Raw genomic sequence first — 25993 nt, forward strand, 5'->3', positions numbered from 1 at the left:
CAATCAGCATGGAGCCACGGGTGGCCTCTTGGCAACTCATCTCAGATTTTTGGATATATCCAAATCGAACACCAACCCAGGCCCCTACAGTGGAAGTTGTCGGTGGCGAATGTGACCGGCAGCGAGGCACACTGGTCCGGCGAGGCTCAGAGAGGGCGGGGATGGCCGCAGCGACAGGTCCGACAGTTCGACGGAGGCAACTCGGCGCGGAACTGCGTCGCAGACGCGAGGAAGCCGGCCTCTCGCACGACGAGATCGCAGAGACGCTAACGGGCATGAGCCAGCCCAAACTCTCCCGCATCGAGAACGGCAGAGGCGCCACCAAGGTCGACGACGTCAAGAAACTCCTCGCGCTGTACAAGTGCGAGGACACCGACCTGATCTCGGCTTTGGTCGACCTTGCCAAGAACGGCGCCCACCGAGGGATGTGGTGGCAGAGCTACGGCGCACACATCGGCCAAGTCCTCGGCGATCTGATCTCGCTTGAGGCAAGCGCAGCATCAGTTCGCAGCTACGAGAGCGCCTTCATTCCGGGCCTGCTCCAAACGCCCGCCTACGCGCGCGAGATCATCCGCAAGCTCAACATGCGCCCTGATGTCAACGTTGAGGCACTGGTCGACGTCCGGATGGCCCGCCAGGGAGCCCTCACTCGGGCGGAGCCCCTTACGCTCTGGGCAGTCATCCACGAGGCTGCGATCCGTTCCGGAGTCGGCGGCCCGAAGGTCATGGCCGAGCAGCTTGCACGACTGACCGACCGTGCAAGCCAGCCGAACATCAACATCCAGGTGATGCCGATCGGCGCTCCCGCACACCACGGCATGGGCGGAGCTTTCGCCATCCTCGGTTTTCCACAACGGCAGGACCTCGACGTCGCCCTCGTCGAAAGCACGCTGAGCAACCTCTGGGTCGAGGATGCCTCCGATGTGGAGCAGTACGCGGCGAAGTTCGACGCCATCCGGGCGGATGCTCTGGGTCTGGACGACTCGCTCGCCATCATCACCGAACAGAGAGACAAGATCACATGACGTCTATCCCGGACTCGACAGTCCTCGAATTGACTTGGCGAAAGTCGTCGAAGAGCAACGAGTCGACCAACTGCGTCGAGTTCGCTTCCTCTGGCGACTCCGTCTCCTACGTCCGCGACTCCAAGAACCCCTCCGGCCCGGCCCTCGTGTTCACCGCCGCCGCCCACGCCGCCTTCATCGCCGCCACCGCCGACGGCGAGTTCGACTTCGGGCTCCTCTGACCGCACCCACCACGGCGACCCTCCGGCCCGGCGCGTCCTCGGGGCGCCGGGCCGTCTCCGTTCTCCGAAGGACCCCCATGACGTCCTCCCAGCCGCTCGACATGACCCTCAGCCGGGTGTTCGGCGAAGTCGCCGAGACCTACCACGCCGCCCGCCCCGGATACCCCGACGCCCTCATAGCCGAGGTGCTCTCCTACGCCTCCCTCACCGGCCCTGCCGGCCTCCCCGCCGTCGAGGTCGGGGCCGGAACCGGGAAGGCCACCCTCCCGTTCGCCGCGCTCGGCACCCCGATGCTCTGCCTCGAACCCGACCCCCGCATGGCCGACGTCCTCCGCCGCAACGCCGCCGCCTTCCCGGACGTCCGGGTCGAGGTGGCCTCCTTCGAGGACTGGCGGCCCGACGGCACCCGGTTCGGGCTGCTCCTCGCCGCGACCTCCTGGCACTGGACCGATCCGGCGACCCGCTGGCCCCGTGTCCACGACGCCCTCGCCCCCGGCGGCGCCGTCGCCCTCTTCTGGAACCCCATGAGCGTCGTCGACCCCGCCCTGCACGCCGCCCTCGCCGAGGTCGACCGCCGGCACGGGCTCACCCTCTCCCCGCACGCCGGTCTCGTCTCCTCCTACGGCGACACCCCCGGCCACTGGCCCGGGATGCTCGGTCACTGGCCGGACGAGGAGTGCCGCCGCGACGGCCGGTTCACGGACCTCCGCTCACTGCGCATCCCCGAGCGGGCCCGCTACGACACCGACCGCTACCTCGGACACCTCTCCTCCATCTCCCTCTACCGCGCCCTGCCCGACGACCTCCGCGACCACGTGCTCGCCGACACCGCCGCCGTTCTCGACGCCCACGGCGGCGGCATCGACATCGAACACCTCCACGACCTCTTCCTCGCCCGCCGCGCCTGAGCCACGCCCCGGCCCGGCGGGCCGCCCCTGCGCAGGAAGTCGGCGGATCCGACTTCCTGCGCAGTCGTCGGCGCGGCGAAGCCCGCCACCGGTCGTTCAACCGACCTGGTTAGGCTCTCCCGGTGATCGAACTCCTGCACAACATCGACCTGTTGACCCGGCGACACCTCGACCTGTCGACCTTGGAGGTCGGTGGCATCGCCTTCGGCGCACCCGCGAGCGGCATCTCGCGTCGGCGGGTCGTCCGCGCCGACTCGCCCATCGTCGTCAGAAGCACGAACAGGAACGGCGAGCTCAAGTCCTACGACAGCGACGGACGGCTGGTGACGGCGGACGAGATCCTCGACGCCGCCCTCCGCTCCGACGGCTCCCTGGCTCTCGCCGACCGGATCGGCTGCAAGATCCGGGGCGGGGCGGTGGTCGGCTTCAGCATCGACAAGGCTCTTCTGTCGCCGTTCGACGGCATCTCCTCCTACGAGGAACTCCTCTCCGTCCTCGGCGAGCCGGACCAGGTCACGACGCACGACGAGCCGGGCGGGCCGCCGTATCTGTACTTCAACCGCTACTGGGACTCGCAGAAGTGCGTGGTCTGGGACGACTGGGACCACGTGGTGCCCTTCGCCAACCTCGGCGACTTGGAAGGCAACCGCCGCCCGTGATCCACCGCCCGAAGCCCGGCCGCGCGCAGGAAGTCGGACCCGCCGACTTCCTGCGCGCGGCTTCGCCCACCGGCGGCCCGCCTCGGTTCCCCGCAACCGACCTCTGAATGCTTCCGGTTGACCGTACGTCCTCCCGGCGGACGGCGGCCTCTCCTGTTCCCGAGTGCGTCCGGCCTGCGGTGTCGGTCGGTTGTGAGAGGGCTGCCGGTCGGGCGCCGGTCGGACGTGAGCCGGCTGTGGGCGGGGTCTGCGACCTTTCGGGAGACGGCCGACCGGGGCCCACCGGGCGGCTCGATCCCGAGGAGTCATCATGGACAGCCACGTCACGATCATCGGCGCCGGACTGGGCGGGCTCACACTCGCCCGCGTCCTGCACGTGCACGGAATCCCGGCCACGGTCTACGAGGCCGAGCCCTACCCGTCGGCGCGTTCGCAGGGCGGACTGCTCGACATCCACGACTACAACGGGCAGCCCGCCCTTGAGGCGGCCGGCCTGATGGACGAGTTCCGTGCCGTCGTCCTGGAGGGCCGCCAGGCGCTGCGCGTCCTCGCCCCGGACGGCAGCGTCCTGCTCGACAAGGCCGACGACGGCACGGGCGGGCGTCCCGAGGTTCAGCGCGGGGACCTCCGGCAGGTCCTGCTCGACTCGCTGCCCGCCGGTACCGTCCGGTGGGGGCGCAAGGTCACCGGCGTCCGGGCCCTCGGCGGCGGCCGCCACGAGGTGGCGTTCGATGACGGTGGGGCGGTCGTGACGGGCGTGCTGGTCGGCGCGGACGGGGCGTGGTCGCGGGTGCGGCCGCTGCTGTCGGCCGCCGTGCCCGAGTACGCCGGCACCTCGTCCGTCGAGACGTACCTGTTCGAGGCCGACACCCGGCACCCGGCCGCGGCGAAAGCGGTCGGCGGCGGGTCGATGATCGCGTCCGCGCCCGCGTCCGTACCCGCATCCGCGCCCGAACCGGAGACGGAGATCTTCGCCCACCGGGAGAGCGGCGACACCCTGCACGCCTACCTGCTGCTGACCAGGCCCCGGGCCTGGTTCGACGCGATCGACTTCACCGACGCCGCCGCCGCGACCGCGCGGATCGCCCGGGAGTTCGACGGCTGGGCGCCGGAACTGACCGCCCTGGTCACCGACGGCGACACCGGACCGGCCCTTCGCCCCCACTACACCCTGCCCGTCGGGCACCGGTGGGACCGGGTGCCGGGAGTGACCCTGATCGGCGACGCCGCCCACCTCATCCCGCCGAACGGCGAAGGCGCCAACCTGGCGATGCTCGACGGTGCCGAACTCGGCCGGGCTCTCGCCGCGCACCCCGGCGACGTCGAGGCCGCGTTCACCGCGTACGAGCTGGACCTGTTCCCCCGTAGCGCCGCGTTCGCGGCCCACGACCACTTGGAGGGCATCGGGACGGATCTCCGCGACGCCCCGCCGCACGGCCCGGCCGACACGCGCGGCCCGGTCGGCCCGGTCGGCCCGGTCGGCCCGGCGGAGACGTTCGACGCCCTCGGCACGCTCACCGAGGAGGGACGCTGAGCCGCGAGGCGTCCCGGGGCGGCGACCGGCGCCCGACGCCGGCCCGGTGAACCTCCCCGGCCGCGGCACCCGCGGCGCTCACGGCGGTCACGGCCTGCGCAGGAAGTCGACGGGTCCGACTTCCTGCGCAGGCCGTGAGCGGAGGCCACACCGTCGACCGCCCGGTCCCCGGCACCGTACGGGCACACCCTCCACGGGCGGCGCGGCCGCTGTGCGGCAACCTGCCGTCCGGGGTGAGCGGACCGGGCCCGCTCACCCCTGACGGCAGCGGCCGATCAGCCGAACTGGCCGGGCTGGTAGTCGCCGGCAGGCGTCTGGAGGATGACGTTGCCCCGGTTGAAGGCGTTGATGATGGCGATGACGCCCACCAGCGCGCCGAGCTGGTCCTCGTCGTAGTGCTTGGCGGCGTTCTCCCAGACCGCGTCCGGGACGCCGCCGGCCGCGTCGGCGATGCGGGTGGCCTCCTCCGCCAGTTCCAGCGCCGCGCGCTCGGCGTCGGTGAACACCGTCGCCTCCCGCCAGGCCGCGACCAGGTTCAGGCGCTCCGCCGACTCCCCGGCGTGCACGGCGTCCTTGAAGTGCATGTCGGTGCAGAAGCCGCAGCCGTTGATCTGGCTGGCACGGAGCTTCACCAGCTCCTGGGTCGCGGCCGGCAGGGTCGTGCCCTCCAGGACCTTGCCCGCGGCGATGATGTGCTTGTAGACCTTGCCGAGGACCTGGTTGGTGAAGGGGTTCAGGCGGGCTTCCATGATGTGCTCCGTTGTCGTCGTCCGGTCGGTTGCACATCTTTGACGGTGCAGCCCCGCGCGTTGTGACAGGACCGGATTGTGACGCCCGTCACGCCCACCGGCGGAGCCGCGGAAACATCCGCCTTCCACCGCGTGAACATCGCACCAACCCGATCGCACCCGCGTTCGACACACCCCTACGCTGCGGCCGTGCTGATCATTTCACTGCTGTTCCTCATCGCCGGGCTCGTCCTGATCGCGCTCCGGTGGCGCCGCGTGCTCGAAGGCCGCGCCGCCCTGCTCGGCGGCATCGGCTCGGCCCTCCTGGGCGTCCTGCTCGGCCTCACCACGATCGCCTACGTGGTCGAGCCGTACGAGGTGGCCGTCCCGACCAGGCTCGGCAAGATCGGCGGGACGTGGCAGCCCGGCCTGCACCTCAAGTCCCCGCTGACCGACGTCACCGCGTTCTCCACCCGCCCCTCCGACCTCAACCTGACCGGCGACGGCACGGTCGAGGTCCGCTCCTCCGAGGGCGGGGTGCTGTTCGCCGACCTCACCGTGAAGTGGTCGATCGACCCGAAGCACACGGTCGACCTCTACAAGCTGGCCGGGGACTCCGACGCGGTCCAGGAGCGCCTGGTCCTCCCGGACAGCCGGGAGATCGTCCGCAACGTCTTCGCCAAGCACACCAGCGTCGAGGGCTACAGCTCGCAGCGCGAGGCGATCGCCGGCGAGATCGACAAGCTGATCACCGCCCGGCTCGCGCCGCGCGGCGTCCTCGTCAACGGGGTCAACCTCCGCAACGTCCGGCCCAGCGACGACCTCCAGAAGGCGATCAACGCGAAGATCGCCCAGGACCAGGCCACCGCCCAGGCGGAGGCGGCCGTCCGCACCGCGAAGGCGGAGGCCGAGAAGCGCAAGATCGACTCGGAGAGCCAGGCCGCCGCCAATGCGGCGATCGCCAACTCCCTCACCGACAAGATCCTGATGAGCCAGTGCATCGAGGCCTTCAAGGCCGCGGCCGAGAAGAACGCGGTCTACGCCAGCCCGTGCGGCAACGGCGGCGGCTCCCCGGTGATCGTGGACGGCACCAAGCGCTGAGGCCACCGGCCACGGGCGGGGCGGAACGACGGGGCGGACCGACGGGGCGGTGCGGGGTGGGGCGGGGTGGGGCGGGGTGGGGCGGACTGCCACCCGCCCCGCACCGCCCCGCACGCCCGCGGACGACCTACACCGCGGCGGTGTCCGCCAGGAAGTCCAGCAACAGGGCCGTGACCTCCTCCGGCCGCTCCAGCGAGGGCAGGTGCCCGGCCCACGGGAGCTCCAGGAGGCGCGCGTTCGGCAGCGCGGCGGCCGCCTCGGCCACGATCCGCCGGAAGTCCGGCAGATCGTGGGCGCCCGACACCACCAGCGCCGGGGCCGTCACGGCGGACAGCTCGACCTCCGGCTCCGGAAGCTCGAACTCCCCGGCCCCCTCGGCGAGGCCCGCCACGAAGTTGCCGCGCTGCATCCGCGCCACCAGCTCCGCGGCCTCCTCCGTGGCGTCGGGCCCGAGCCAGGTGCGGGCGTTGAGCGCGGCCGCACCGTCGAGGTCCCCGGCCTCAAGAAGTTCGTCCTCCGCGGCGCCGAACGCCCGCATCTCCGGCCCCGCCACCTGCCCGGGCCGACCCGGACACAGCAGCGCCAGCGCGGACACCCGCTCGGGGCGGAGCCCGGCCACCCCCAGCGCGACCCGGCCGCCGTACGAGGAGCCGACCAGGGCGGCCCGCCCGATGCCGAGGTGGTCCAGGAGGTCGAGCACGTCGCCGACGTCGGAGTACGGCGCCGTCCCGGCCGGCGACTCGCCGCAGGTGCGGAAGTCGGCGCGGACCACCCGGTACCCGGCCTCGACCAGCGGCTTCCACTGGGGCTCCCACATCCGGCGGTCGCAGACGGACGAGTGCAGGAGGACCAGGGCCGGTGCGTTCTCGCGGCCGTCCACATCGTGAGAAATGATCATCCGGTCATTCTGCCGCAGCCCCTGGCCCCCGTCTCCGCTCCGCCCCCGCGCCGGTCAGCCGCCACCCTCCCCCGCCGCACCCGCCGCACCCACCGAGCGCGCCGCACCCACCGAGCGCGCCAAGGAATCCGTCAGCCACAGGTGGGACGCGCCGAGCGTGACCGGATCACCGCCGGCCTCCGCCACCAGCCTCCAGTAGCGGCGCATCCGCGGATCGCGGTCGGCGGCCACGTGCTCCAGCAGCTCCCTCCGGAACCCCGGGGTGTCCCGGCCGCCGCGCACCGAGGCGTGTGCCGCGACGAACCGGTCGAGCTCGACCCCCGCACGCGGGGCCTCCCCGGCCCGCACCGCGGGCTGGGCCAGCCCGCAGGCCTCGCCGATCCCCTTCATCAACTCGGCCTCGTCGGAGACCAGCTCGGCATTGGACCGAGCCATGGCCAGCAGCTCCCGAGTCAGCCCGCGATCGCCGGCCAGCACCAACAGCTCCGCGAACGCGAGGACTTGCAGCGGCGTCGGGTCTGCGGGCGGCTCCGGTACCGCCATGGCCACGAACACGTCGAGCATCGCCTCAGCCGCCGACGCGACCATCGTGCGCCGCCAGAAACCGATCAGCGCCTCACGGACGGCGCCACCGTCCCGGGCGGCCGCGAGCAGCTCCAGCCGACCGGCCCGGTCAGCCGGACCGGCCTCCTCGACCGCACACAGCGAGGCCCGCCGCCACGCCAACTCCGCGATCCTGCCGTCCAGCACGGCCCGCTCCGCCGCGACCACCTCGGCCACCGAGCGCTCCCCGTCCAGCACCTGCCTGACCGAGGCCAGCCCCAACCCCAGCCCGCGAAGCCGCCTCACCAGGCCGAGCCGCTCCACCGCCGCCCGGTCGAACCGTCGGTGCCCGCCCGCACTGCGCACCGAACCGACGATGCCCTCGTCGCAGTAGAAGCGGATCGTGCGCACCGGCACACCGGTCAGCCGGGCCAGATCGCCGATCCCGAAGGTCTCGTCGAGAAAAGGCACTTGAACCTCCACCGGACTGGAGCTCCTACGGTACCGACAACACCCCGCACCACCGCCGGAGGAGCCCTCACCATGACATCGACAGCCGACACCGCACGACTCGCGGAGGGACTGCGCGAGCAGACCGGACGGATCGCCCGCGCGGTCGCCGGACGGGCCCCGGACACCCGAGTGCCCACCTGCCCGGACTGGCCGCTGCGCACCCTCGTCGGCCACATCGGCCAGGAGCACCGATGGGCGGCCGAACTCGTGTACAGCGGGCAGCAGTCGCCCGTGCCCGACCCGTACCGGGCCGATCCCGGCACCCCGGACGAGTGGGCGGATTGGCTGCGCGAGGGCGCGGAGGAACTGATCACCGCCGTCCGACAGGTCGGCCCCGAGAGGGAGTCGGCGACCTTCGCCGGACCGAGGCCGGCCGCCTTCTGGCTGCGCAGGATGCTGGGCGACACGTGCATCCACCACTACGACGCGGCGTTCGCGACGGGAGCGGCGTTCGAAATCGCCGACGACCTCGCGACCGAGGTGATCGACGAGCATCTGGACCTGCTGTCCCTGCCTGCCTTCGCCGCCTTCAGGCCCGCGGTCGCCGCACTGCGCGGCCGAGGCGAACGACTCGGATTCCGCCCGACGTCCGCGGCGGGCTGGGTGGTCACCCGGACGCCCCGGGCACTGCACTGGCAGCGCGAACAGCCGGTCGAGGCCGACGCGGTGGCGTCGGGGAAGGTCGCGGACCTCATGCTGGTACTCGCCCGCCGCATCCCGCCGGAAGACGACCGAGTGGCGGTCACAGGCGACCGCGCACTACTGGACCACTGGCTGACCCACAGCGCACTCTGAACCGCCGACCACCCACCCGCCCCACATCCAGCCGGGGAACGAGAAACACGACACCACGACCCATCAGGCCTCCACCACCACAAGACCACCCCCGCCCATGCAGGGAGCAGCTGAGCCAGAAGCCTTAGCACCGCTGGTCCTTGGGACCATCCCCGCGTGTGCGGGGAGCAGTCCGGCTACGTCTACAACGCTGCCGTCAACGAGGGACCATCCCCGCGTGTGCGGGGAGCAGGGTCGCTGCTCGACTTGCGGGGTTCGTTGCCGGGGACCATCCCCGCGTGTGCGGGGAGCAGGGTGGTGACCCCTATCGTCAGCACTCGATGACGGGACCATCCCCGCGTGTGCGGGGAGCAGTCGAAGTGCTGATGCCACACCAGGCGGCGGGCGGGACCATCCCCGCGTGTGCGGGGAGCAGGCTCTCGTCCAGCGACCCCCAGGCTTCGGCGAGGGACCATCTCCGCGTGTGCGGGGAGCAGTCGTCCACGTACGCGGCCGCGCCGAGCTTGGTGGGACCATCCCCGCGTGTGCGGGGAGCAGCTCGACGAGCGCCTCGCGGCCGACGAGGCCGAGGGACCATCCCCGCGTGTGCGGGGAGCAGTCCTGCGGCGCTGAGGAAACGTTTCCGCCCTGAGGACCATCCCCGCGTGTGCGGGGAGCAGCCGTTCTCCGCGCACCACTTCCGTACCCGAGGGGGACCATCCCCGCGTGTGCGGGGAGCAGCGCCAGCCCGTGATCCGCATCAGGGCGTCCTCGGGACCATCCCCGCGTGTGCGGGGAGCAGCGTCAGTCCTCTCGTCAGGCTGCGGCGGCGTAGGGACCATCCCCGCGTGTGCGGGGAGCAGACATCGTGGGCCCGATGGGCGACCACTTCGCCGGGACCATCCCCGCGTGTGCGGGGAGCAGTTGTGCGTCCAGAGCGCGTTGCCGTACGCGTCGGGACCATCCCCGCGTGTGCGGGGAGCAGCGGTCGAACGAGGCCTTCGTGGCCTCGTCCACGGGACCATCCCCGCGTGTGCGGGGAGCAGCTCCGTGGCCTGCGGGTTTATGCAGGCTGTCGGTGAGATTTCACCACTTGTTGAGATTCCGGCATCTCACACATTTCTGACGCTCTCCCTGGAATCCCAGCTGTGCCATCGGTTCGGCCGAGGTCAATCTACTCCCGGCCTCCTTCAAGGGCACGCAGCCGACCCCGCGTAGCGTGCGTTGCCTCGGCCCTGCGGGGGTGTTGCGGTGGCCGACGACCGTGCGGCGCCGGGCCGGGTCCGGCCCGATGTGCTCTGCGGTTCTCGCCGCCGTCGACGGCTCGGGAGCGCCCGTGGGTTGACTCCGCGCCGGAGCGACGGGGCCGAGCGGACGGTCGGATAGCGTCCCCGTATGGATATGGACGCTCCCCGCACCTCGCAGCCCGGGCACGAACTGGTGGCTACCAGCAGCACCGTCGTCTACGAGAACCGCTGGATGACCGTCCGTGAGGACCGGACCCTGCGGCACGACGGTGCCGAGGGCGTCTACGGCGTGGTCGAGAAGCCGGACTTCGCGCTCGTCGTGCCTTACGCCGACGGCGGCTTCCACCTGGTGGAGCAGTACCGGTACCCCGTGCGGGCCCGCTACTGGGAGTTCCCCCAGGGGACGTGGGAGGAGCGGCCCGACGCCGACCCGCTCGACCTCGCGCGCGGCGAACTCGCCGAGGAGACGGGGCTGTCCGCCGGGACGATGACGCCGCTCGGGCACCTCTTCGAGGCGTACGGCTACTCCGACCAGGGCTTCCACGTCGTCCTCGCGACCGACCTCACGGCCGGTGAGGCCGATCTCGACGAGGAGGAGGCGGGTCTGATCAGCCGTTGGTTCTCCGAGGACGAGGTCTGGCAGCTCATCGCCGAGGGCCGTTTCAAGGACGCGCCGTCCGTGGCCGCGCTCGGCCTCTTCCAGCGGCACCGCGCCCGGCACGGCCTCTGACGGGTGGGGTCCCCGCACAGGAGGTCGGAGCCGCCGACTTCCTGTGCGGGGACCAGCCGGGACGGGCCGGCGCCCGTCCCGGCCGCGTGTCAGCTGGTCGCGATCGCGGTGTCGTCGATCACGAAGCTGGTCTGCAGGGACGCGTCCTCGGTGCCGGTGAACTTGAGGGTCACCGACTGGCCCGCGTAGGCCGAGAGGTCGAAGGTGCGCAGCTGGTAGCCGGCCGCGGCGTCCGCGTTGGAGTAGGTCTTCAGCGCGGTGCCGTTGACGGTGACGGCCAGCTTGTCGTACGCGGTCGTGCCGGACTCACCGGTGTCGATGTGCAGGTAGAAGCTGAGGGTGGCCTTGCAGCCGGCCGGGATGGACACCGTCTGGGAGAGGGTGTCGGTGTGGGTGGAGCCGTAGCCGTTCAGCCACGCCTTCCAGGTGCCGCCGTGCGGGGCCTGCGAGGCCGACTTGTCGACGACGCCGCTGGAGGTGGTCCACGGGGCGGCGGTGCCGGTCTCGAAGCCCGCGTTGCCGAGCAGCTGCGCCGGCGTGCACGTGCCGCCGCCGCCACCGCTGACGGTCCAGCTGAAGGCGGTGCTGCCGGTCTTGTTCGCCGAGTCCTTCGCCGTCACGGTCACGTTGTACGTGCCCGCCGTCGTCGCGGTGCCGGTGATCACGCCGGTGGAGGCGTTGATCGACAGGCCGGCCGGCAGGCCGGTGGCGGTGTAGGTGTACGGGGTGGAGCCGCCGCTCGCCTGGATCTGCAGGTTTGCCGAACCGCCCACCGCGGTGGACTGGTTGCCCGGGTTGGCCACCGAGACGGTGCCGCTGCCCGCGGGCTTGGTCAGCAGGCAGCCGCTGACGTTGAGGTCGATGACCCGCCCGTTGCCGAGGCAGGTGGTGAACCAGTAGGTCTCCTGCCCGTAGCTCTGGCCCTTGACGGCCTTGGTGGTGCCGTCGGCCGCCACCTCGCAGGGGTTGTTGATCGTGCACATCTGGCCGTCGTCGTTGCCGGTGTTGTTGATGCCGACGACCTTCTTGGTCGCGGCGTCGACGATCGGCGAACCGGACGTGCCGTGCGTGGTGTTGCAGCCGGAGCTGTAGCGGATCGAGTCGCGCCAGGTCCACTCGTCCTCGCGCAGCGTGCCGACGAACCCGTTGACGGAGCAGTTCCAGGTCTGCTTCCAGTACGAGGACGGTATGAACATCGCCGAGCCGTCGACCGGGTGGGTGTCGCTGATGGTCAGCGCCGTCGCACCGAACTTGGAGGTGATCGACCCGAAGGTGTCGGTGAGCTGGTACAGCGCGACGTCCGTGCCGGTCATCGTCGCGTACAGGATCCGGTCCGCCTGCACGGTGCCGAGCGAACCGCCGGAGGCGTTGAGCAGGGTGCCGCTGCGGCTGGCGCTCTGGTTCTGGATGACCTGGCCGGCGGACGGCATGGTCGGCAGACAGTGACCGTTGGTGAGCATCAGGGCCCGGTCGGCGTCGACCGAGGAGGGGTAACGCACCAGCGAGGCGGAGCAGTTGCTCAGCGCGATCGTGGACGTCAGGTCACCGGCCTGCACCGCCTGCGCGGGGGTGGCAGTTACGCAGGTCAGGACGCCTGCGACGACTGCGCTCGCGGCGGACGCGGCGGCAAGTCTCTTGAACATGGCTCTCCTTGTGGGGGATGCGGGGCGTACGACCGGTTGCGGACGCCCGCGCCGCACGAAAGTGCCATGGCCACTTCAATCGGTCAACCATGCGTACCGAATTCGTCCACCCGGATCCGGCCGGGGCACGGCGGGCACCCTCCAGTGCCAGACGCCCGGGCGACCCTCCGTCAACTCCCCCGGGGCCGCGCGCACTCGGACACCACGGGCCCCACAACCCCCGTGCGCCCGACGGGCCCCTGCCGGTTCACGGCCGGTTCACGGCCGAATCACCGCAGGTCGAGGACCGGCCGGACGGAGAGTTCGTCGCCCATGCCCGTGTCGTCCGCCCCGTTCACGAGCGCGGCCATCTCCGGGTTCCGGTTGGCCGTGGCGAGGGGCAGCCACTCCAGGACGATGCCGTACCCGCCGCAGACCGACTCTCCGCCGTCGCCGCCGTGGATCGCGCCCGGGTCGCTGGTCATCTCGAACCGGTAGGTGTCGTAGGCGATCCGCAGCCCGAAGGCGCTCGGCCCGGTGTGCGGGCCCGCGTCGTCCTGGTAGGGGCCGCGGTCGAGCGGGCACTGGTCGCCCCAGCGGAAGAGCGTCCCGGCGCCGGCGCCGCACGCGTGCTCCCACTCGTCGGGGTGCGGCAGTCGCAGCCCCTCCGCGGCCAGGGCCGCCGGCATGTCGGCGGGCGATTCGGTGATGTCCTCGTCCTCGACGGCCATCAGCAGCGTCGGCACGGTGGCGGCCCGGTGCGGGCTGAGGTACCGGGCGAGGTGCACGCGCAGGTCGTCGTCGAGGCCGAACCCCTGGCTGACGCTCTCCTCCCGGTAGCAGTCCAGGAGTTCGGCCGAGGGCTCCCAGGCCGCGAGGTCGAACCCGACGGTGACCCGGCCGCCCGGAACCAGCCCGAACAGCCGGCCGCCGCGCTCGACCAGCACGCGGTGCAGCGGCGCGCCCAGGTGTTCGACCGTCTCGACGTGCTCCAGCCGCCCGCCCACGGCGTCGGCCGCCTGCGCGGCCACGCGGGTGGCGGTGGTGAGGTCGAGCCGGCGCCACGCGGCGAGGGTGAGGGAGGTGAGCGGTTCGAGGGCCATGCGCGGAGTCTGGCACACGGCACTGACAACGGAGTTGGACCCGGACCTCGCACGGGCCCCACGGGCCTCACGGCCACCCGGACCTCACGGCCGCCCGGACCTCACGGGCCCTCGCGGACCGCGAGGCCGGTGGAACCGGCGCCGGGCACGGCATCCGGCCGACTGCCCGGCCCCGGCCGACGCAACCGGGTACGTCACCCGGCGAGTCGGGCGCTCCGGTCGGCGGCCGCGGCCGGGAGCGGCCGCCAGGCGGCGGGGACGTCGCGCATGACCAGGGCACTGTCCAGGACGGCGCTCCCGGGCGGGAAGCGGTCCGGGTCGTCGAAGAAGGACGAGCTGGCGGAACCGACCCGGCAGGCCTCCACGTGCCAGGCGTCGGTGTGCAGTTCCATGCCGTCCATGCGGCGGCCGGACCTGGTCGCGGAGTAGCCCTTCGACCCCTCCCGGAAGAAGCGGGAGGCCTCGGCGAGGTCGGCGAAGAGCTCGCTGCCCCGGAGTTCGTCGGACAGGTCGGCGGTGACGTCCACCCGGGTGTCGCCGTCGCGCGTGGCGAAGGCGACGCGCAACCGGTCGGGCGTCTCGTGCACCTCGAAGTCGGCGCGGCCGTGCTCGCCGGGGAAGAGCCGGCCTCCGGCCCAGGCGTTGAGCCGGGAGCCGGTGTCGCGGCGCGGGATGTAGACGCCGGTCTCGACGCCGTCCGGCCCGTCCCACTCGACGGAGATCCGGTGGGCCGCGTTCTCGCTCCGCAGCCCGAACGCCCCGGGCGCCCAGGAGGGCCGGACGCCGCCCAGGCGCAGGAGGCAGATGCCCGCGACCGCGTGGCCGCGCACCAGTTGCGGGCGCAGCGGCCCGGGGAGCAGGCGGGCCACGGCGTCGGGGGCGACCCGGTAGTTCACCAGGAGCCGCCGTTCGACGACGCTGGACAGGTGCGGCTGCCTCATGATCCCTCGTTCTGCGGGCCGGGGCGCCACTTGGTGTGGCGCAGGACGATCTGCTCGGGGCAGACGGCGCTGAGGAACCGGCCGATGCAGGTGGCCAGCCGGTCCTCGGCCAGTGCGTAGAGGATCCGGTTGCCGTCGCGGCGCTCGGTGACCAGGCCGGCCCCCTTGAGCACGCCGAGGTGGCGCGAGATGGACGGCGCGCTGATCGCGAACCTGCTCGCGATCTCGCCCGCCGCGAGTTCGCCGCCCCTGAGGTCCTCCAGGATCTGGCGCCTCGTCGGGTCGGCGAGGGCGCGGAAGGCCCCTGCCTCGTCCTGGGCTTCTGTCATGGTAGATATTTAGCACATTAGCTAAATATCTAAAAGGCTCATCGTTCGATCGGGCAGCCGGGCGGACAGCCGGAGAGGGGGACCGCCGGGCAGGACTCCGCCGGCCGAGCGGGCAAGCCGGGGCGCGCGCACGCGGAAGTGCCCCCCGCCGGTCCGGCGGGGGGCACTTCACGACGCTTCACGACACGTCGGGGCTGCGGTACAGGCCGCGGCCACGACTACGGCTGCGGGAAGGCCTCCTCGTCCACGTCGCTGGTCTTCGCGTTCCCGCCGACCTTCGCAGTCAGCGTGATCGACCAGGTGGTGGCCGTCCGGCCGGTCTCGTAGGACAGGGTGTCGTCGAACTTCGTGTAGGAGCAGTTCTGGGTGAACATCTTCAGCGTCGGGTCCCAGTCGATCCCGTCGGAGAAGAACACGTCGTACGTGCCGTCCTCGATGCCGTCGATCGACGCCTTCTTCCCCTTGCCGACGTACAGCGAGTGGACCGCCTTGTTGTTCTGGGAGAGCGACACGACCGAGTCGGAGCTGCCGCCCGTGTTGTCGACCTCCAGCCCGCCCTCGCCGCGCAGGCGGCCCTTGCGGACCATGGTGCCGTTGTCGAGCGAGCGGGCCTGCAGCGGCGGGGTCTGCGGGACGGCGAAGGTGGTCGGGTAGCCGGCGGCGGTCATCTGGGCGAGTGCGAGGGGCACCCCCTTGAGACCCTCGGAGAGCCCGACCTCGGCGAAGGCCGAGGACGTGGTGCAGACGCTCTTCGACTTGATGTCGGTGCGGACCTTGGTGAGGTCGGTGGAGAGCTGGGAGAGCGCGGTCGCCAGCTGGCGCCGGACGGTGGTGACGGTGTCCGGCTCGCCGGCCAGGGCCAGGCCGCTGCTGGCGGAGTTGGCCGCGGTCGCCGCCTCCTGGAGCGCGGTGGCGAAGTTGTCGATGCTCCCGGCCGGGTTGAGCTTGGCCAGCGCGGCGTTGACCGGGTCGACGTAGCCGGCCAGCACCGGGCCGTACGGGGGCTTGGTGGGTGTCGGCGTCGGGGTCGGGGTCGGCGTGGGGGTCGGCGTGGACGCGGCCGTGGACGCCGGGGCGCTGTCGGTCCGGCCGCCGGAGGCGTCCGTGCTGCCGGAGCTGCCGCCGGAACACGCCGTCAGCAGCAGTGCGGTCGTGCCGGCGGCCAGGCCGACCTTGGTGAAGGACTTCATGCCGCTTCCCCCGGAACTCTCTCGGTACTCTCTCGTGCACGCTCCGTGCACTCTGCAATCCCCGCGGACATGATCCCGACCCGACGAGACGCGGTCAACAGGGCGCACAAGCGGCGCATCGGATCGTATAGGGGGCGCACGAGGGGCGCGCCGGCCGGGCCCGAGGGTCAACTACGATCGGGCAGGTGTTGAGCCTCACGGGAATGCCCCTCCAGATCATCGCCGCCGTCGTCGCGATCGGCGTCTTCGCCGCCACGATGTGGCTCTGGCCGAGATTCGGCGGGCGCGGGTGGAAGGCCTGGTCGGGGCGGATCGGGGCGTTCTTCGCCACCCAGATCGCGGTCCTGGCCGCCATGGGTCTGATCGCCAACGGCTACTTCGGCTTCTACAGCTCCTGGAGCGACCTGCTGGGCACCAACGGCAAGCCCGGCACGGTCGTCGACCACCAGCCGAACGCCGCCGCGTCCCTCTCGGTCACGGGCGAGAAGAACATGTACTCGGCGCAGGGCTCGGCCCGCGACCGCTCCGGGCTGATCCAGGAGGTCGCCGTCAAGGGCTCGGCGAGCGGCCTGAGCAGCGACGCCTACGTCTACCTCCCCCCGCAGTACTTCCAGCCGGAGTACGCGCAGCAGAAGTTCCCGATGGCACTGGTGCTGGCCGGCTACCCGGGGTCGGCGGAGAAGCTCATCTCGCTGATGCAGTACCCGGCGTCCGCCCTCACCGCGATCGAGGAGAAGAAGCTCCCGCCGACCGTCCTGGTGCTGATGCGCCCGACGCTGGTCGGCAACCGCGACACCGAGTGCATGGACGTCCCCGGCGGGCCCCAGGTGGAGACCTTCTTCACCAGCGACCTGCCGAAGGCCCTGGCCGGCAACTACCGGATCGGCACCGACCCGGCCAACCGCGCGGTGATCGGCAACTCCACCGGCGGCTACTGCGCGCTCAAGTTCGCGCTGCGCAAGCCCGACGCCTACCGGGCCGCCGTCTCCCTCTCCGGCTACTACACCGCGCCGATCGACGAGACCACCGGCGACCTGTTCGGCGGCAACGACCGCCTGAAGCAGGAGAACGACCTGGTCTGGCGGCTGAAGAACAAGCCCGCCGAACCCGTCGCCCTCCTGCTCGCCACCAGCTACGACGAGAACAACTACGAGGGCACCCAGGCGATGGTCGAGTCCTTCAAGGCGCCGACCAAGCTCTCCACCATCACCCTGGACACCGGCGGGCACAACTTCCACACCTGGACCCGCGAGATCCCGCCCGCCCTGGAGTGGCTGGGCAAGCACCTGACGATGCCGCAGTCCGCCTGACCGGCGGCGCCCCACCGGGCCGACCGGACACCCGAGACCGGCGCACTGGACCCGCCGGCGGTCCGACGTTCCGGCAGACCGACGGTCCGGCAGACCGGCGCGCCGCAGGGCCCGGACGGACCGTCCGCCCATCCGACCGTCAGACCGACCGCCCACGAACGGCCGACCGGGCGTTGCGCCGTCCGGGCGGTCGACACAGGATCACAGGCGGCTCACACCCCCGTCTCACGTTTCTCTCAGTCGGGCGCCCGAACGTATCGCCCATGACCACGACCAGCTTCTCCCCGCCGGCCGGCGAACCCTGGCCGGAGGCCGCGAACTACCCGCCGCCGCAACTGCCGCCCGCCGGGCCGCCGGGGCCGGCCGGCCCCGGCGCCGAGGCCCCGGAGGCGCGGCCCGCCGCACCGCCGCTCTTCCCGGAGCTCCCGCTGCCGCCCGTCGGGCCGAAGGGCCCGGCGTCCTGGGCCGGCCGGCTGCGCACCCTGCCGGCCCGGACCTGGCGCGGGCGCGCGGAGGACCCGCGCTGGGTCAGGCCCGCGCTGCTCGCGCTGCTGGCCGCGACCGCCGTCCTCTACCTCTGGGGCCTGTCGGCCTCGGGCTGGGCCAACGCCTTCTACTCGGCCGCGGCCCAGGCCGGCAGCGAGAGCTGGAAGGCCTTCTTCTACGGCTCCTCGGACGCCGGGAACTTCATCACCGTCGACAAGCCGCCCCTCGCGCTCTGGCCGATGGCGCTCTCGGCCCGGATCTTCGGGCTCTCCTCCTGGTCGCTGCTGGCCCCGCAGGCGCTGATGGCCGTGGGCACCGTCGCCGCCCTGTACGCGACGGTGCGCCGCCGCTTCTCCCCGACTGCCGGGCTGCTGGCGGGCGTCGCCCTGGCGCTGACCCCGGTGGCGGCGCTGATGTTCCGCTTCAACAACCCGGACGCACTGCTGGTGCTCCTGCTCACCCTGGCCGCGTACGGGCTGGTGCGGGCGACCGAGACGGCGAGCACCGGGTGGCTGGTGTTCACCGGGGTGATGTTCGGGCTGGCCTTCCTGACCAAGACGCTGCAGGCGTTCCTGGTGCTGCCCGCCTTCGCGGTGGTCTACCTGGTGGCGGCTCCGACCGGGCTCTGGCGGCGGGTCCGCCAGCTGCTGACCGCCGGACTGGCGATGGTGGTCGCGGGCGGCTGGTGGGTGGCGGTGGTCGAGCTGGTACCGGCCTCGGCCCGCCCGTACGTCGGCGGCTCGCAGGACAACAGCTTCCTCTCCCTCACCTTCGGCTACAACGGTCTCGGCCGGCTCAACGGCAACGAGACCGGCAGCGTCGGCGGGGGCGGCCGGGCCCAGTTCCCGGCCGGACTGGAGGCACCTGCCGGCGGCGCGCCCGGCGCGATGCGCGGCGGTGGCGGCTGGGGCGAGACCGGCATCACCCGGATGTTCGACGGCGACATCGGCGGGCAGATCGCCTGGCTGATGCCGGCCGCGCTGATCCTGCTCCTCCTCGGCCTCTGGGCGACCCGCCGCTACGCCCGGACCGACACCGCGCGGTCGGCCTTCCTGGTCTGGGGCGGCTGGCTGCTCTGCACGGCGCTGACCTTCAGCTTCATGTCGGGGATCTTCCACCAGTACTACACGGTGGCGCTGGCCCCGGCGGTCGCGGCGCTGGTCGGCATGGGCGTCGACGGCCTCTGGCGGGCCCGGCACCGGCTGCCGTACGCGGCGGTGCTGGCGGGGACGCTGGCGGTGACGGTGTCCTGGGCGTTCGTCCTGCTGGGCCGGAGCCCGGACTTCCTGCCCTGGCTACGCTGGACGGTGCTGGTCGGCGGGCTGGTGTCGGCGGCCGCGCTGCTCGCCGCCGGGCCGCTGACCGCCCGGTTCGCGGACCGCGCGGACGGGCCCGCGGGGGCCGCACCCGTCGCGGACGACGCGCACGGGACGGACAGGGTGCACGGGGCGGACGGGGCGGACGGTGCGCACGACCGTCCGGGCCACGGCCGCCGGGGCCACCGGCTCGCCGGGCGGCTGACCACGGTGGCGGGTCTGGCGGGTGCCGCCGCGGCGCTGGGCGGTCCGGCCGCGTACGCGGTGGACACCGTCAACACCCCGCACACCGGCTCGATCGTGACGGCCGGACCGGCGGTCTCGGGCGGGTTCGGCCCGGGCGGCGGCATGCGGCGCGTCGGCCCCGGCGGGCCGGGCGGCGAGGGCGCGTTCTGGCTCAACGGCCGACAGGTCTCGCCCCCGCAGGGCGGTGTGCAGGGCCTCCCGCCGCAGGGCGGCCGGGCGGGCCGGGGCGGTGCCGGGCAGGGCGTCTACGGTTTCATGGGCGGACCCGGCGGCATGGGCGGGCTGCTCAACGGCGCCAAGGTGAGCGACGAGGCCGCCGCCCTGTTGAAGCAGGACGCCGACCGCTACCGCTGGACCGCCGCGACCAGCGGCTCGCAGAACGCCGCCAGCTACCAACTCGCCTCCGGTGAACCGGTGATGGCGCTCGGCGGCTTCAACAGCAGCGACCCGTCGCTCACCCTGAGCGCCTTCCAGCAGTACGTGAAGGAGGGCAAGGTGCACTGGTTCATCGCCGGCGGCGGCCCGCAGCGGGCGATCGGCGGGGGAACGGGCACGACGGGAACGGACGGCACGGGAACGGGTGGCACGGGAACGGGTGGCACGGGAACGGACGGCACGGGAACGGGTGGCACGGGCACGGCGGGAACGGACGGCACGAACCCGGGCGGCCCCGGCCGCAACGGCGCGGGTCCGGGCGCGGGCTCGGTGGGCACGCCCCCGAACGGCACCGACCCGAACAGCCCCGGCACCGACGGCACCGGCACCGACCCGAACAGCCCCGGCACCGGCGCGCCGGTCGGAGGCGTGGTGACGCCGGGCGGCGTCGGCACGTCGGAGTCGCAGACCGCGCAGATCGAGAGCTGGGTGACGAGCCACTACACCGCGCGGACGGTCGGCGGCACGACCTTCTACGACCTCACCCAGCCGCCCACCTCCTGACCCTTGCCGGTCGCCGGGCCGGAACAGGCCGGCGGAGACCGGACGACACCGGATCCCCGGGGCGGGGAACAGCAGGGGCGCGGCACGGCACTCGGGTCCGAGTACCGTGCCGCGCCCCTTCCGCACGCCAGGTCACCCTTGACCGCGGGTCACCCCTCCCCGCGGGTCACCCCGCGGCGTCGGTCGCGCAGCGCGTCCCGGCGGCCGGCACGGCACCGTCGATCAGGTAGGCGTCCACCGAGGCCCGGATGCACGCGCTCCAGCCGTAGCCGGTGTGCCCGTCGCCCTCGCGGGTGAGCAGGACGGCGTTGCCGAGCTGGGCGGCGAGCTTCTCCGCCGACGCGTACGGCGTGGCCGCGTCGCCGGTGGAGCCGACGACGACGATGGGGGCCGCGCTCTTCGAGGCGATCGGGTGCGCCTTCTCGGCCGAACGGAACGGCCAGGTGCGGCAGTCCGGGTCGAACAGCGCCGAGCCCGGCTCGTGCCGCTAATGAATCGTTTCCTCGCCTACCGATCGGCCGCCGGTCAGCCGCCGCACTGCTGCAGCATGGCCTTCTTGTCCGCCTCGGTGACGGGCAGTTGGTACTTCAGCGAGACCTGGGCGAACCGCACCGCGTACGCGCACCGGATCTCCGGGGCGGCGGGGAGCCAGGCGGACGGCCCGGAGTCGCCCTTGGAGGCGTTCTGCGAACCGTCGGCCGGGATCAGGTTGAGCGGGTCGTTGGCGATCTGCACGCGCTTCGCCTTGTCCCACGTGGCCGCGCCCATCTGCCAGTCGTAGGAGAGGGGCATCACGTGGTCGATCTGTATCTTCGAGGCCTGCTGCTTGGACCACTGCACCGTCCGGCCGGTGTACGGGTCGTGGATGGTCATCGAGGTGACCACGCAGGAGGAGCCGTCCTTGCGCTCGACCGCCGTACCGTCCCTGGCCAGCAGGTCGTTGCGGGTGTCGCAGTTGTTGTGGCCGCCGGGGACGCCGTCCACGTTGTCGGTCCAGGCCGGGCCGAACTCGTTGCGGTCGTAGCCGTCCTTCGGGCCGGTCCGGGCGGTGGCGACCCCGGCTATCAGCTCGCGCCCGGCCGCAAGGTCCGCGGGCGAAGTCAGCGGGGCCAGGCCGGGCTTGGTGCCGTCGGGGTTCTGCAGCGGGCTGGTGGCCGGACCGGCGGCGCCGACCGGACCGGCGGGGGTCGCGCCACCGGTCGGCTTCCCGGCGCCGGAACAGCCGGTCAGCGCCAGGGCGGACAGCAGGAGGACGGTGGCGGCGGACAGGGCGGTGCGGCGGGCGGACACGGAGGACTCCCCAGGTGGCGGGCGGCTGACGGCGCACCAGCAGACCAGCCGCCCCACACCCGGTCAAGGGGGCACAACACGGAGCATTTCGATCATGGCGAACGTCACATGCCGCGCGGGACGCGCCGCCCCGGGAACAGCGCACCCGGGACCCCGCCCCGCCCCTCAGCCGCCGATCGCCGACATCGGCCGGGCCGGACGGACGAACCCCGCGGCGCCGATCGCGTGCCCCGGTCCCTTCCCGGCGATCGCGGCCCGCCACGCGGCCTCGATGCGGGCGTCGTCGGCCCCGCCCCGGAGCAGCGCACGCAGGTCCGACTCCTCGGTGGCGAAGAGGCAGTTGCGCAACTGGCCGTCGGCGGTGAGCCGGACGCGGTCGCAGCCGCCGCAGAACGGGCGGGTGACCGAGGCGATCACGCCGACCACGGTGTCCGTCCCGGCGATCCGCCACTCCTCCGCCGGCGGCGTGGCGCGCCCCGCGGACCCGTCGCGCCACGCAGGCCCGGCGGTCCGCCCGCCGGGCCCGACGGCCCCGGAAGCCCCGGCGCTCCCCTCGCTCCCTTCACTCCCCTCCGCCCCCGGAGTCCCGGCGGACCGCCCCGCCCCGGCGGGCCCGCCGACCGGGAGCAGCTCCCAGCGGGCGCCGAGCACGGCGAGGATCTCGTCCGCGGTGACCATCCGGCCGCGGTCCCAGGCGCCCTGCGCGTCCAGCGGCATGGACTCGATGAACCGCATCCGGTAGCCGTGCCCGGCGGCGAACTCCACCAGCGGGACGAGCTCGTCGTCGTTGACGCCGCGCACCGGCACCGCGTTGACCTTGACCGGGTCGAGGCCGGCGGCCCGCGCCGCGGCCAGGCCCGCGAACACGTCGGCGATCCGGTCCCGGCGGGTGATCGCCGCGTACCGCTCGGGGCGCAGGGTGTCCAGGCTGACGTTGACCCGGTGCAGGCCCGCCGCCTTCAGCTCGCCGGCGGTGCGGGCCAGCCCGATGCCGTTGGTGGTCAGGGACACCTCGGGGCCGAGCTCGGTGATCCGCCGGACGAGGCCGGGCAGGCCGCGCCGGAGCAGCGGTTCGCCGCCGGTGAGGCGGACGGAGGCGATCCCGAGGCGCCGCACCGCGATCCGCACCAGCCGGACCACCTCGTCGTCACCGAGCGCCTCGTCCTTGGGCAGCCAGGCGAGCCCCTCCGCCGGCATGCAGTAGGTGCAGCGCAGGTTGCAGCGGTCGGTGAGCGAGACCCGCAGGTCGGTGTGGACCCTGCCGTAGCGGTCGACCAGCGGGCGCGGTGCGGTGTTCATCGGCCCAGTACAGGGGCGGCGGCGCGGAAACTCCAGCGGCCGAACCGCCGGGCCGCGGGCGCTCCCCGCCGGGCCGGGTTGTGGATTCGTCCAAGAACGGCCGGCCGGGGCTGCGGTGCGCCCGGCGGGGCGGGCAGGCTGGGCGTATGCAGAACGCGGGGCCCGTGCGGGGCGAGGACGCGGTCGCCGCGCTGGTGCTGGCCGCCGGTGGCGGGCGGCGGCTGGGCGGGCGGCCGAAGGCGCTGGTGCCGTACCGGAGGCGGCCGCTGGTGGAGCACGCCGCGGCGGCGGCGCGGGCCGGTGGCTGCCGGGAGGTGACGGTGGTGGTGGGCGCGGCCCGGGACCGGGTCCGGTCGCTGGCGCACCTGCCGGGCTGCCGGCTGGTGGCCAACCCGGACTGGGAGTCCGGGATGGGTTCCTCGCTGCGGGTCGGGCTGGCCGCGCTGGCGCCGGGGACGCCGGCCGTGCTGGTGATGCTGGTGGACACGCCCGGGGTGGGCGCGGCGGCGGTGGCCCGGTTGCTGGCGGCGCACCGGGCGGGCGCGGAGCTGGCCGCGGCGGCGTACGGGGGGCGGCGGGGGCATCCGGTGCTGATCGGGTCGCGGTACTTCGCCGAGGCGGTGGCGGGGGCGTCCGGGGACGCGGGCGCGCGGGCTCTGTTGGGGGCGCACGCCTCGGATATCGCGCTGGTGGAGTGCGCCGACGTCGCCACTCCGGACGACCTGGACACCCCCGCCGACCTCGCGCGTTGGGGTGCGGGATGACGCCTGCGCCGCGCGTCATCGAACGGATCCCCCTCAAGGGTGGAACCGCTCTCCTCCTCCCCGCCGAGGAATCGAGCGCACACCCCTGATTCCTCCCTGAGGATTGCCGCATTCCGCGCCGCGGCCCGCACGTTTCGGGGAGCATGGGACACGTCCCTCCTCCCCCGATTCGAACGGACGGTGCCCGCGATGGCCGGACTGCCCGACGACTTCACCGGACACGACCCGGCCGGGCGCGGCCCGGGCGCGGGGGGTGGCGCCCGGGCGATCCGCTGCCCCGCCTGCCGACGGGAGCACCTGTACGAGCCGCCGTCGCTGCCCTGCCCCTGCGGTGCCTCGCTGAAGGTTCCGCTGCTGCGCGGGGGCGTGCCGGTGCAGGTCCGGTTCCGGTCCTGGGAGGACTCCTGGCTGAGCATGCGATGCCCGCACTGCGGGCGCTCCGACCAGTGGCCGCAGCCCGAGTTCACCTGCAACTGCGGGGCCACCGTCCGGCTCCCGGTGGACCGCACGACCCGGCTGGGAGGCGGCTCGGCCACCGGGCCGCTGGGCGCCGCGGCGGGGCCGCGCGCCTCCCACCCGTACCCGGCGCGGCCGGCCCAGCCGCTGGACGCCCCGCCGGTGCCGGCGCCGCCGGGCGGCTCCGGCGGAACGGCCACGCCGTGGCGTCGGCGGGCCCCGTTCCGCCCGCACCCGGTGCGGACCTCGCAGGACGCGGTGTTCACCGCCGCCCGCTACCTGGAGTGGCTGGGCTTCGACGACCTGGAGCTGACCGAGGCTCAGGAGCGCGACGGGGTGACCCTGCTGGGCAGCCGGATGGTCGCCCAGGTGGACACCTGGACCGAGCCGGCGGACGTGAAGTCGGTCGAGTGCCTCTGGCTGCAGACCCTGCACGCCGAGGAGATGGCCGCCGCGATGTTCACTCTTGCGGGCTATTCGCACCAGGCCACGGTGCGCGGGGAGCAGCTGCTGGTGGCCCTGTTCAGCCTGGACCTGGCCGGGGTGCCGCAGCCCGCCAACGGTGCCGCCGAGGCCCTGATGGAGACCGGCTGGACGTCCTGAGCCGCCGTTCGGACCCGATCGGCCTTCCGCCCGACGGGCCGCTGATCGTTTAGACGAAAACCCGCCCGAGCGCAACAACCTCCGCTCGTGATCTGGTGCACAAGCTCGCCCCCGTGTTGAATTGCCGCCACAGCGCGGGCCCGGGGCGTGTCTTGCCACGAGGGGAAGGGTCCGCGTCCTGCTGGATGGCGCGCACAAGGAGGTGGCGTTGTCGGAGCACGGATGGGGCCCTAGCGGCCGGGACGGGCGGGGGCGGGCGACCGCACCCCAGGAGCCGGGGGACACCGTGTGGCGGCTGCGGTCCCGGGCGTGCTGGAAGGAGGCCGCGGAACTGCTGCGCCCGGCCGCCGAACGGGATCCGACGGTGGCCCTGGTCCGGGCCGAACTCCTGATCGAGCAGTGCCTGTTCACCGCCGCGAACTGGGCCCAGGCGGAACAGGCGCTCCGGCTCGCCGAGGCGGGGTCGACCTCCACCGAGCAGCGCGCGGCGGCGTCCTGCGCACGCGGCTTCCTGGCGTACGTGGCCAGCGTGCTGGGCGCACGCGACCGGCTCGACGAGGCCCAGGCGGCGCTGGGCCGTACCTCCGCACTGCTGCCGCCGGACGCCCCAGGCCGTCCGCTGCTGGACTTCCGCCGCGGGCTGGTCGCGGAGAACCTGCTGCGCGACCCGACGGCGGCCTGGATCGCCTACCGCCGGGCGCACGACGGTGCCGGCGAGCGGGGGGACGAGCTGTTGCGCTCCTCCACCTGGCGGCACCTGGCCGCACTCGCCCTGGCGGCCGGCGACCGCGAGCGGGCCCGCGAGGGGTTCGAGGCCTCGCTGCGGCTGCGCGAACAACTGGGCTTCACGGTCGGGGTGGCGCCCGCGCTGGCGGCACTGGCCGAGGTCTCGGAGCCGGCCGAGGCCGTCCGGCTGCGGGCCGAGGCGGCGCGGCTGGTGAAGGCGCTCGGCGGCGTCCCGGTCTGGCTCTCGCGCCAGCTGAGCGCGGTGCGCGCGCCGGGCGCTCCCCCGGACGGACGCATCGGGAGGCAGGCCCAGGGGCCGATCAGCTAAGGTGACCCTAACCTGGCCGGGTCGAGCAGTGACCCGGCCGGGTTCGCCTTGCCGTTCCCGGGCTCCGCCAGGCCCCCGTCGGCCGGGCCCGGACGTGCGGTGCGGCGACGGCGAGGCACACCCCCCGGGTGCGCCGGCGGCGGCGGGCGCCCCGGCCGGGCGCG

24 protein-coding genes and 1 CRISPR repeat array are annotated in these 25993 nt (G+C 73.3%); of the genes, 13 read left to right on the top strand and 11 right to left on the bottom strand.

The window, feature by feature from the left end:
- Nucleotides 1-161 precede the first annotated feature (161 nt).
- The 5 genes from OG550_RS09015 (at nt 162) to OG550_RS09035 (ending at nt 4347) form a co-directional block, all read left to right on the top strand.
- The gene (locus tag OG550_RS09015; protein WP_327676161.1) at nt 162-1025 is read left to right on the top strand and encodes a helix-turn-helix domain-containing protein; all 864 of its coding nucleotides are present in this window, start codon (nt 162-164) and stop codon (nt 1023-1025) included.
- A gap of 29 nt (nt 1026-1054) precedes the next feature.
- Complete coding sequence (locus OG550_RS09020; RefSeq protein ID WP_327676162.1) at nt 1055-1246, top strand: DUF397 domain-containing protein; 192 nt, start codon at nt 1055-1057, stop codon at nt 1244-1246.
- A 77-nt stretch (nt 1247-1323) separates the two neighbouring features.
- Complete coding sequence (locus tag OG550_RS09025) at nt 1324-2154, top strand: class I SAM-dependent methyltransferase (protein WP_327676163.1); 831 nt, start codon at nt 1324-1326, stop codon at nt 2152-2154.
- A gap of 122 nt (nt 2155-2276) precedes the next feature.
- A complete protein-coding gene (locus OG550_RS09030; protein WP_327676164.1) occupies nt 2277-2813 on the top strand; it encodes a hypothetical protein in 537 nt (178 codons plus the stop codon).
- Between the two features lie 310 nt (nt 2814-3123).
- Nucleotides 3124-4347 carry an FAD-dependent oxidoreductase gene (locus OG550_RS09035; protein WP_327676165.1) on the top strand — a complete coding sequence of 408 codons (1224 nt, stop codon included), beginning with the start codon at nt 3124-3126 and terminating at the stop codon, nt 4345-4347.
- A gap of 275 nt (nt 4348-4622) precedes the next feature.
- Here OG550_RS09035 and OG550_RS09040 read toward each other — a convergent pair whose 3' ends face one another.
- Complete coding sequence (locus tag OG550_RS09040) at nt 4623-5096, bottom strand: carboxymuconolactone decarboxylase family protein (protein WP_327676166.1); 474 nt, start codon at nt 5094-5096, stop codon at nt 4623-4625.
- 189 nt (nt 5097-5285) lie between these two features.
- Here OG550_RS09040 and OG550_RS09045 point away from each other — a divergent pair, with 189 nt between their 5' ends.
- Entirely contained in the window at nt 5286-6176 is an 891-nt protein-coding gene (locus tag OG550_RS09045) for a prohibitin family protein (protein WP_327676167.1), read from the top strand.
- Between the two features lie 127 nt (nt 6177-6303).
- Here the strand turns inward: OG550_RS09045 and OG550_RS09050 are convergent, their stop codons facing one another.
- Complete coding sequence (locus tag OG550_RS09050) at nt 6304-7074, bottom strand: alpha/beta fold hydrolase (RefSeq protein WP_327676168.1); 771 nt, start codon at nt 7072-7074, stop codon at nt 6304-6306.
- Nucleotides 7075-7128: 54 nt separating this feature from the next.
- A complete protein-coding gene (locus OG550_RS09055) occupies nt 7129-8088 on the bottom strand; it encodes a MerR family transcriptional regulator (RefSeq protein ID WP_327676169.1) in 960 nt (319 codons plus the stop codon).
- 72 nt (nt 8089-8160) lie between these two features.
- Here OG550_RS09055 and OG550_RS09060 point away from each other — a divergent pair, with 72 nt between their 5' ends.
- Together OG550_RS09060 and OG550_RS09065 are read left to right on the top strand one after the other, a co-directional pair.
- On the top strand, nt 8161-8925 hold the full coding sequence (locus tag OG550_RS09060) for a maleylpyruvate isomerase family mycothiol-dependent enzyme (RefSeq protein WP_327676170.1): 765 nt from the start codon (nt 8161-8163) through the stop codon (nt 8923-8925).
- A gap of 142 nt (nt 8926-9067) precedes the next feature.
- Nucleotides 9068-9950: a CRISPR direct-repeat array (repeat unit 29 nt; unit sequence GGGACCATCCCCGCGTGTGCGGGGAGCAG).
- A gap of 349 nt (nt 9951-10299) precedes the next feature.
- Nucleotides 10300-10881 (top strand): NUDIX hydrolase, encoded by a 582-nt coding sequence (locus tag OG550_RS09065; protein ID WP_327676171.1) that lies wholly within the window; start codon nt 10300-10302, stop codon nt 10879-10881.
- A gap of 89 nt (nt 10882-10970) precedes the next feature.
- On the opposite strand, the gene OG550_RS09070 is transcribed toward OG550_RS09065, so the two are convergent.
- From OG550_RS09070 to OG550_RS09090, 5 genes are all read right to left on the bottom strand, one after another.
- Nucleotides 10971-12524 carry a putative Ig domain-containing protein gene (locus OG550_RS09070; RefSeq protein ID WP_327676172.1) on the bottom strand — a complete coding sequence of 518 codons (1554 nt, stop codon included), beginning with the start codon at nt 12522-12524 and terminating at the stop codon, nt 10971-10973.
- A gap of 269 nt (nt 12525-12793) precedes the next feature.
- Nucleotides 12794-13606, bottom strand: a complete 813-nt coding sequence (locus OG550_RS09075) for a hypothetical protein (protein ID WP_327676173.1) — start codon at nt 13604-13606, stop codon at nt 12794-12796.
- Nucleotides 13607-13800: 194 nt separating this feature from the next.
- Complete coding sequence (locus tag OG550_RS09080; protein WP_327676174.1) at nt 13801-14547, bottom strand: DUF2071 domain-containing protein; 747 nt, start codon at nt 14545-14547, stop codon at nt 13801-13803.
- Complete coding sequence (locus tag OG550_RS09085; protein WP_327676175.1) at nt 14544-14876, bottom strand: metalloregulator ArsR/SmtB family transcription factor; 333 nt, start codon at nt 14874-14876, stop codon at nt 14544-14546. Before OG550_RS09085 ends, OG550_RS09080 begins: the two co-directional genes overlap by 4 nt.
- A 218-nt stretch (nt 14877-15094) precedes the next feature.
- A complete protein-coding gene (locus OG550_RS09090; RefSeq protein WP_327676176.1) occupies nt 15095-16066 on the bottom strand; it encodes a hypothetical protein in 972 nt (323 codons plus the stop codon).
- A 203-nt stretch (nt 16067-16269) separates the two neighbouring features.
- Between OG550_RS09090 and OG550_RS09095 the strand changes: the two genes are divergently transcribed.
- Nucleotides 16270-17376, top strand: a complete 1107-nt coding sequence (locus OG550_RS09095; RefSeq protein WP_327676177.1) for an alpha/beta hydrolase — start codon at nt 16270-16272, stop codon at nt 17374-17376.
- 263 nt (nt 17377-17639) lie between these two features.
- Nucleotides 17640-20363, top strand: a complete 2724-nt coding sequence (locus OG550_RS09100) for an ArnT family glycosyltransferase (protein WP_327676178.1) — start codon at nt 17640-17642, stop codon at nt 20361-20363.
- Nucleotides 20364-20529: 166 nt separating this feature from the next.
- Here OG550_RS09100 and OG550_RS09105 read toward each other — a convergent pair whose 3' ends face one another.
- The 3 genes from OG550_RS09105 to OG550_RS09115 form a co-directional block, all read right to left on the bottom strand.
- Nucleotides 20530-20829, bottom strand: a complete 300-nt coding sequence (locus OG550_RS09105) for an alpha/beta hydrolase (protein WP_327683751.1) — start codon at nt 20827-20829, stop codon at nt 20530-20532.
- 59 nt (nt 20830-20888) lie between these two features.
- Nucleotides 20889-21653: an HNH endonuclease family protein gene (locus OG550_RS09110; RefSeq protein WP_327676179.1), complete on the bottom strand. Its 765-nt coding sequence runs from the start codon at nt 21651-21653 to the stop codon at nt 20889-20891.
- Between the two features lie 165 nt (nt 21654-21818).
- On the bottom strand, nt 21819-22952 hold the full coding sequence (locus OG550_RS09115; protein ID WP_327676180.1) for a radical SAM protein: 1134 nt from the start codon (nt 22950-22952) through the stop codon (nt 21819-21821).
- A gap of 146 nt (nt 22953-23098) precedes the next feature.
- Between OG550_RS09115 and OG550_RS09120 the strand changes: the two genes are divergently transcribed.
- The 3 genes from OG550_RS09120 to OG550_RS09130 all read left to right on the top strand — a co-directional run bounded on the left by OG550_RS09120 (nt 23099) and on the right by OG550_RS09130 (nt 25829).
- On the top strand, nt 23099-23716 hold the full coding sequence (locus tag OG550_RS09120; protein ID WP_327676181.1) for a nucleotidyltransferase family protein: 618 nt from the start codon (nt 23099-23101) through the stop codon (nt 23714-23716).
- Nucleotides 23717-23905: 189 nt separating this feature from the next.
- Nucleotides 23906-24775 carry a hypothetical protein gene (locus tag OG550_RS09125; RefSeq protein ID WP_327676182.1) on the top strand — a complete coding sequence of 290 codons (870 nt, stop codon included), beginning with the start codon at nt 23906-23908 and terminating at the stop codon, nt 24773-24775.
- A 208-nt stretch (nt 24776-24983) separates the two neighbouring features.
- Complete coding sequence (locus OG550_RS09130; protein WP_442905961.1) at nt 24984-25829, top strand: hypothetical protein; 846 nt, start codon at nt 24984-24986, stop codon at nt 25827-25829.
- Nucleotides 25830-25993 lie beyond the last annotated feature (164 nt).

This window comes from Kitasatospora sp. NBC_00458 (assembly GCF_036013975.1).
Lineage (GTDB): Bacteria > Actinomycetota > Actinomycetes > Streptomycetales > Streptomycetaceae > Kitasatospora.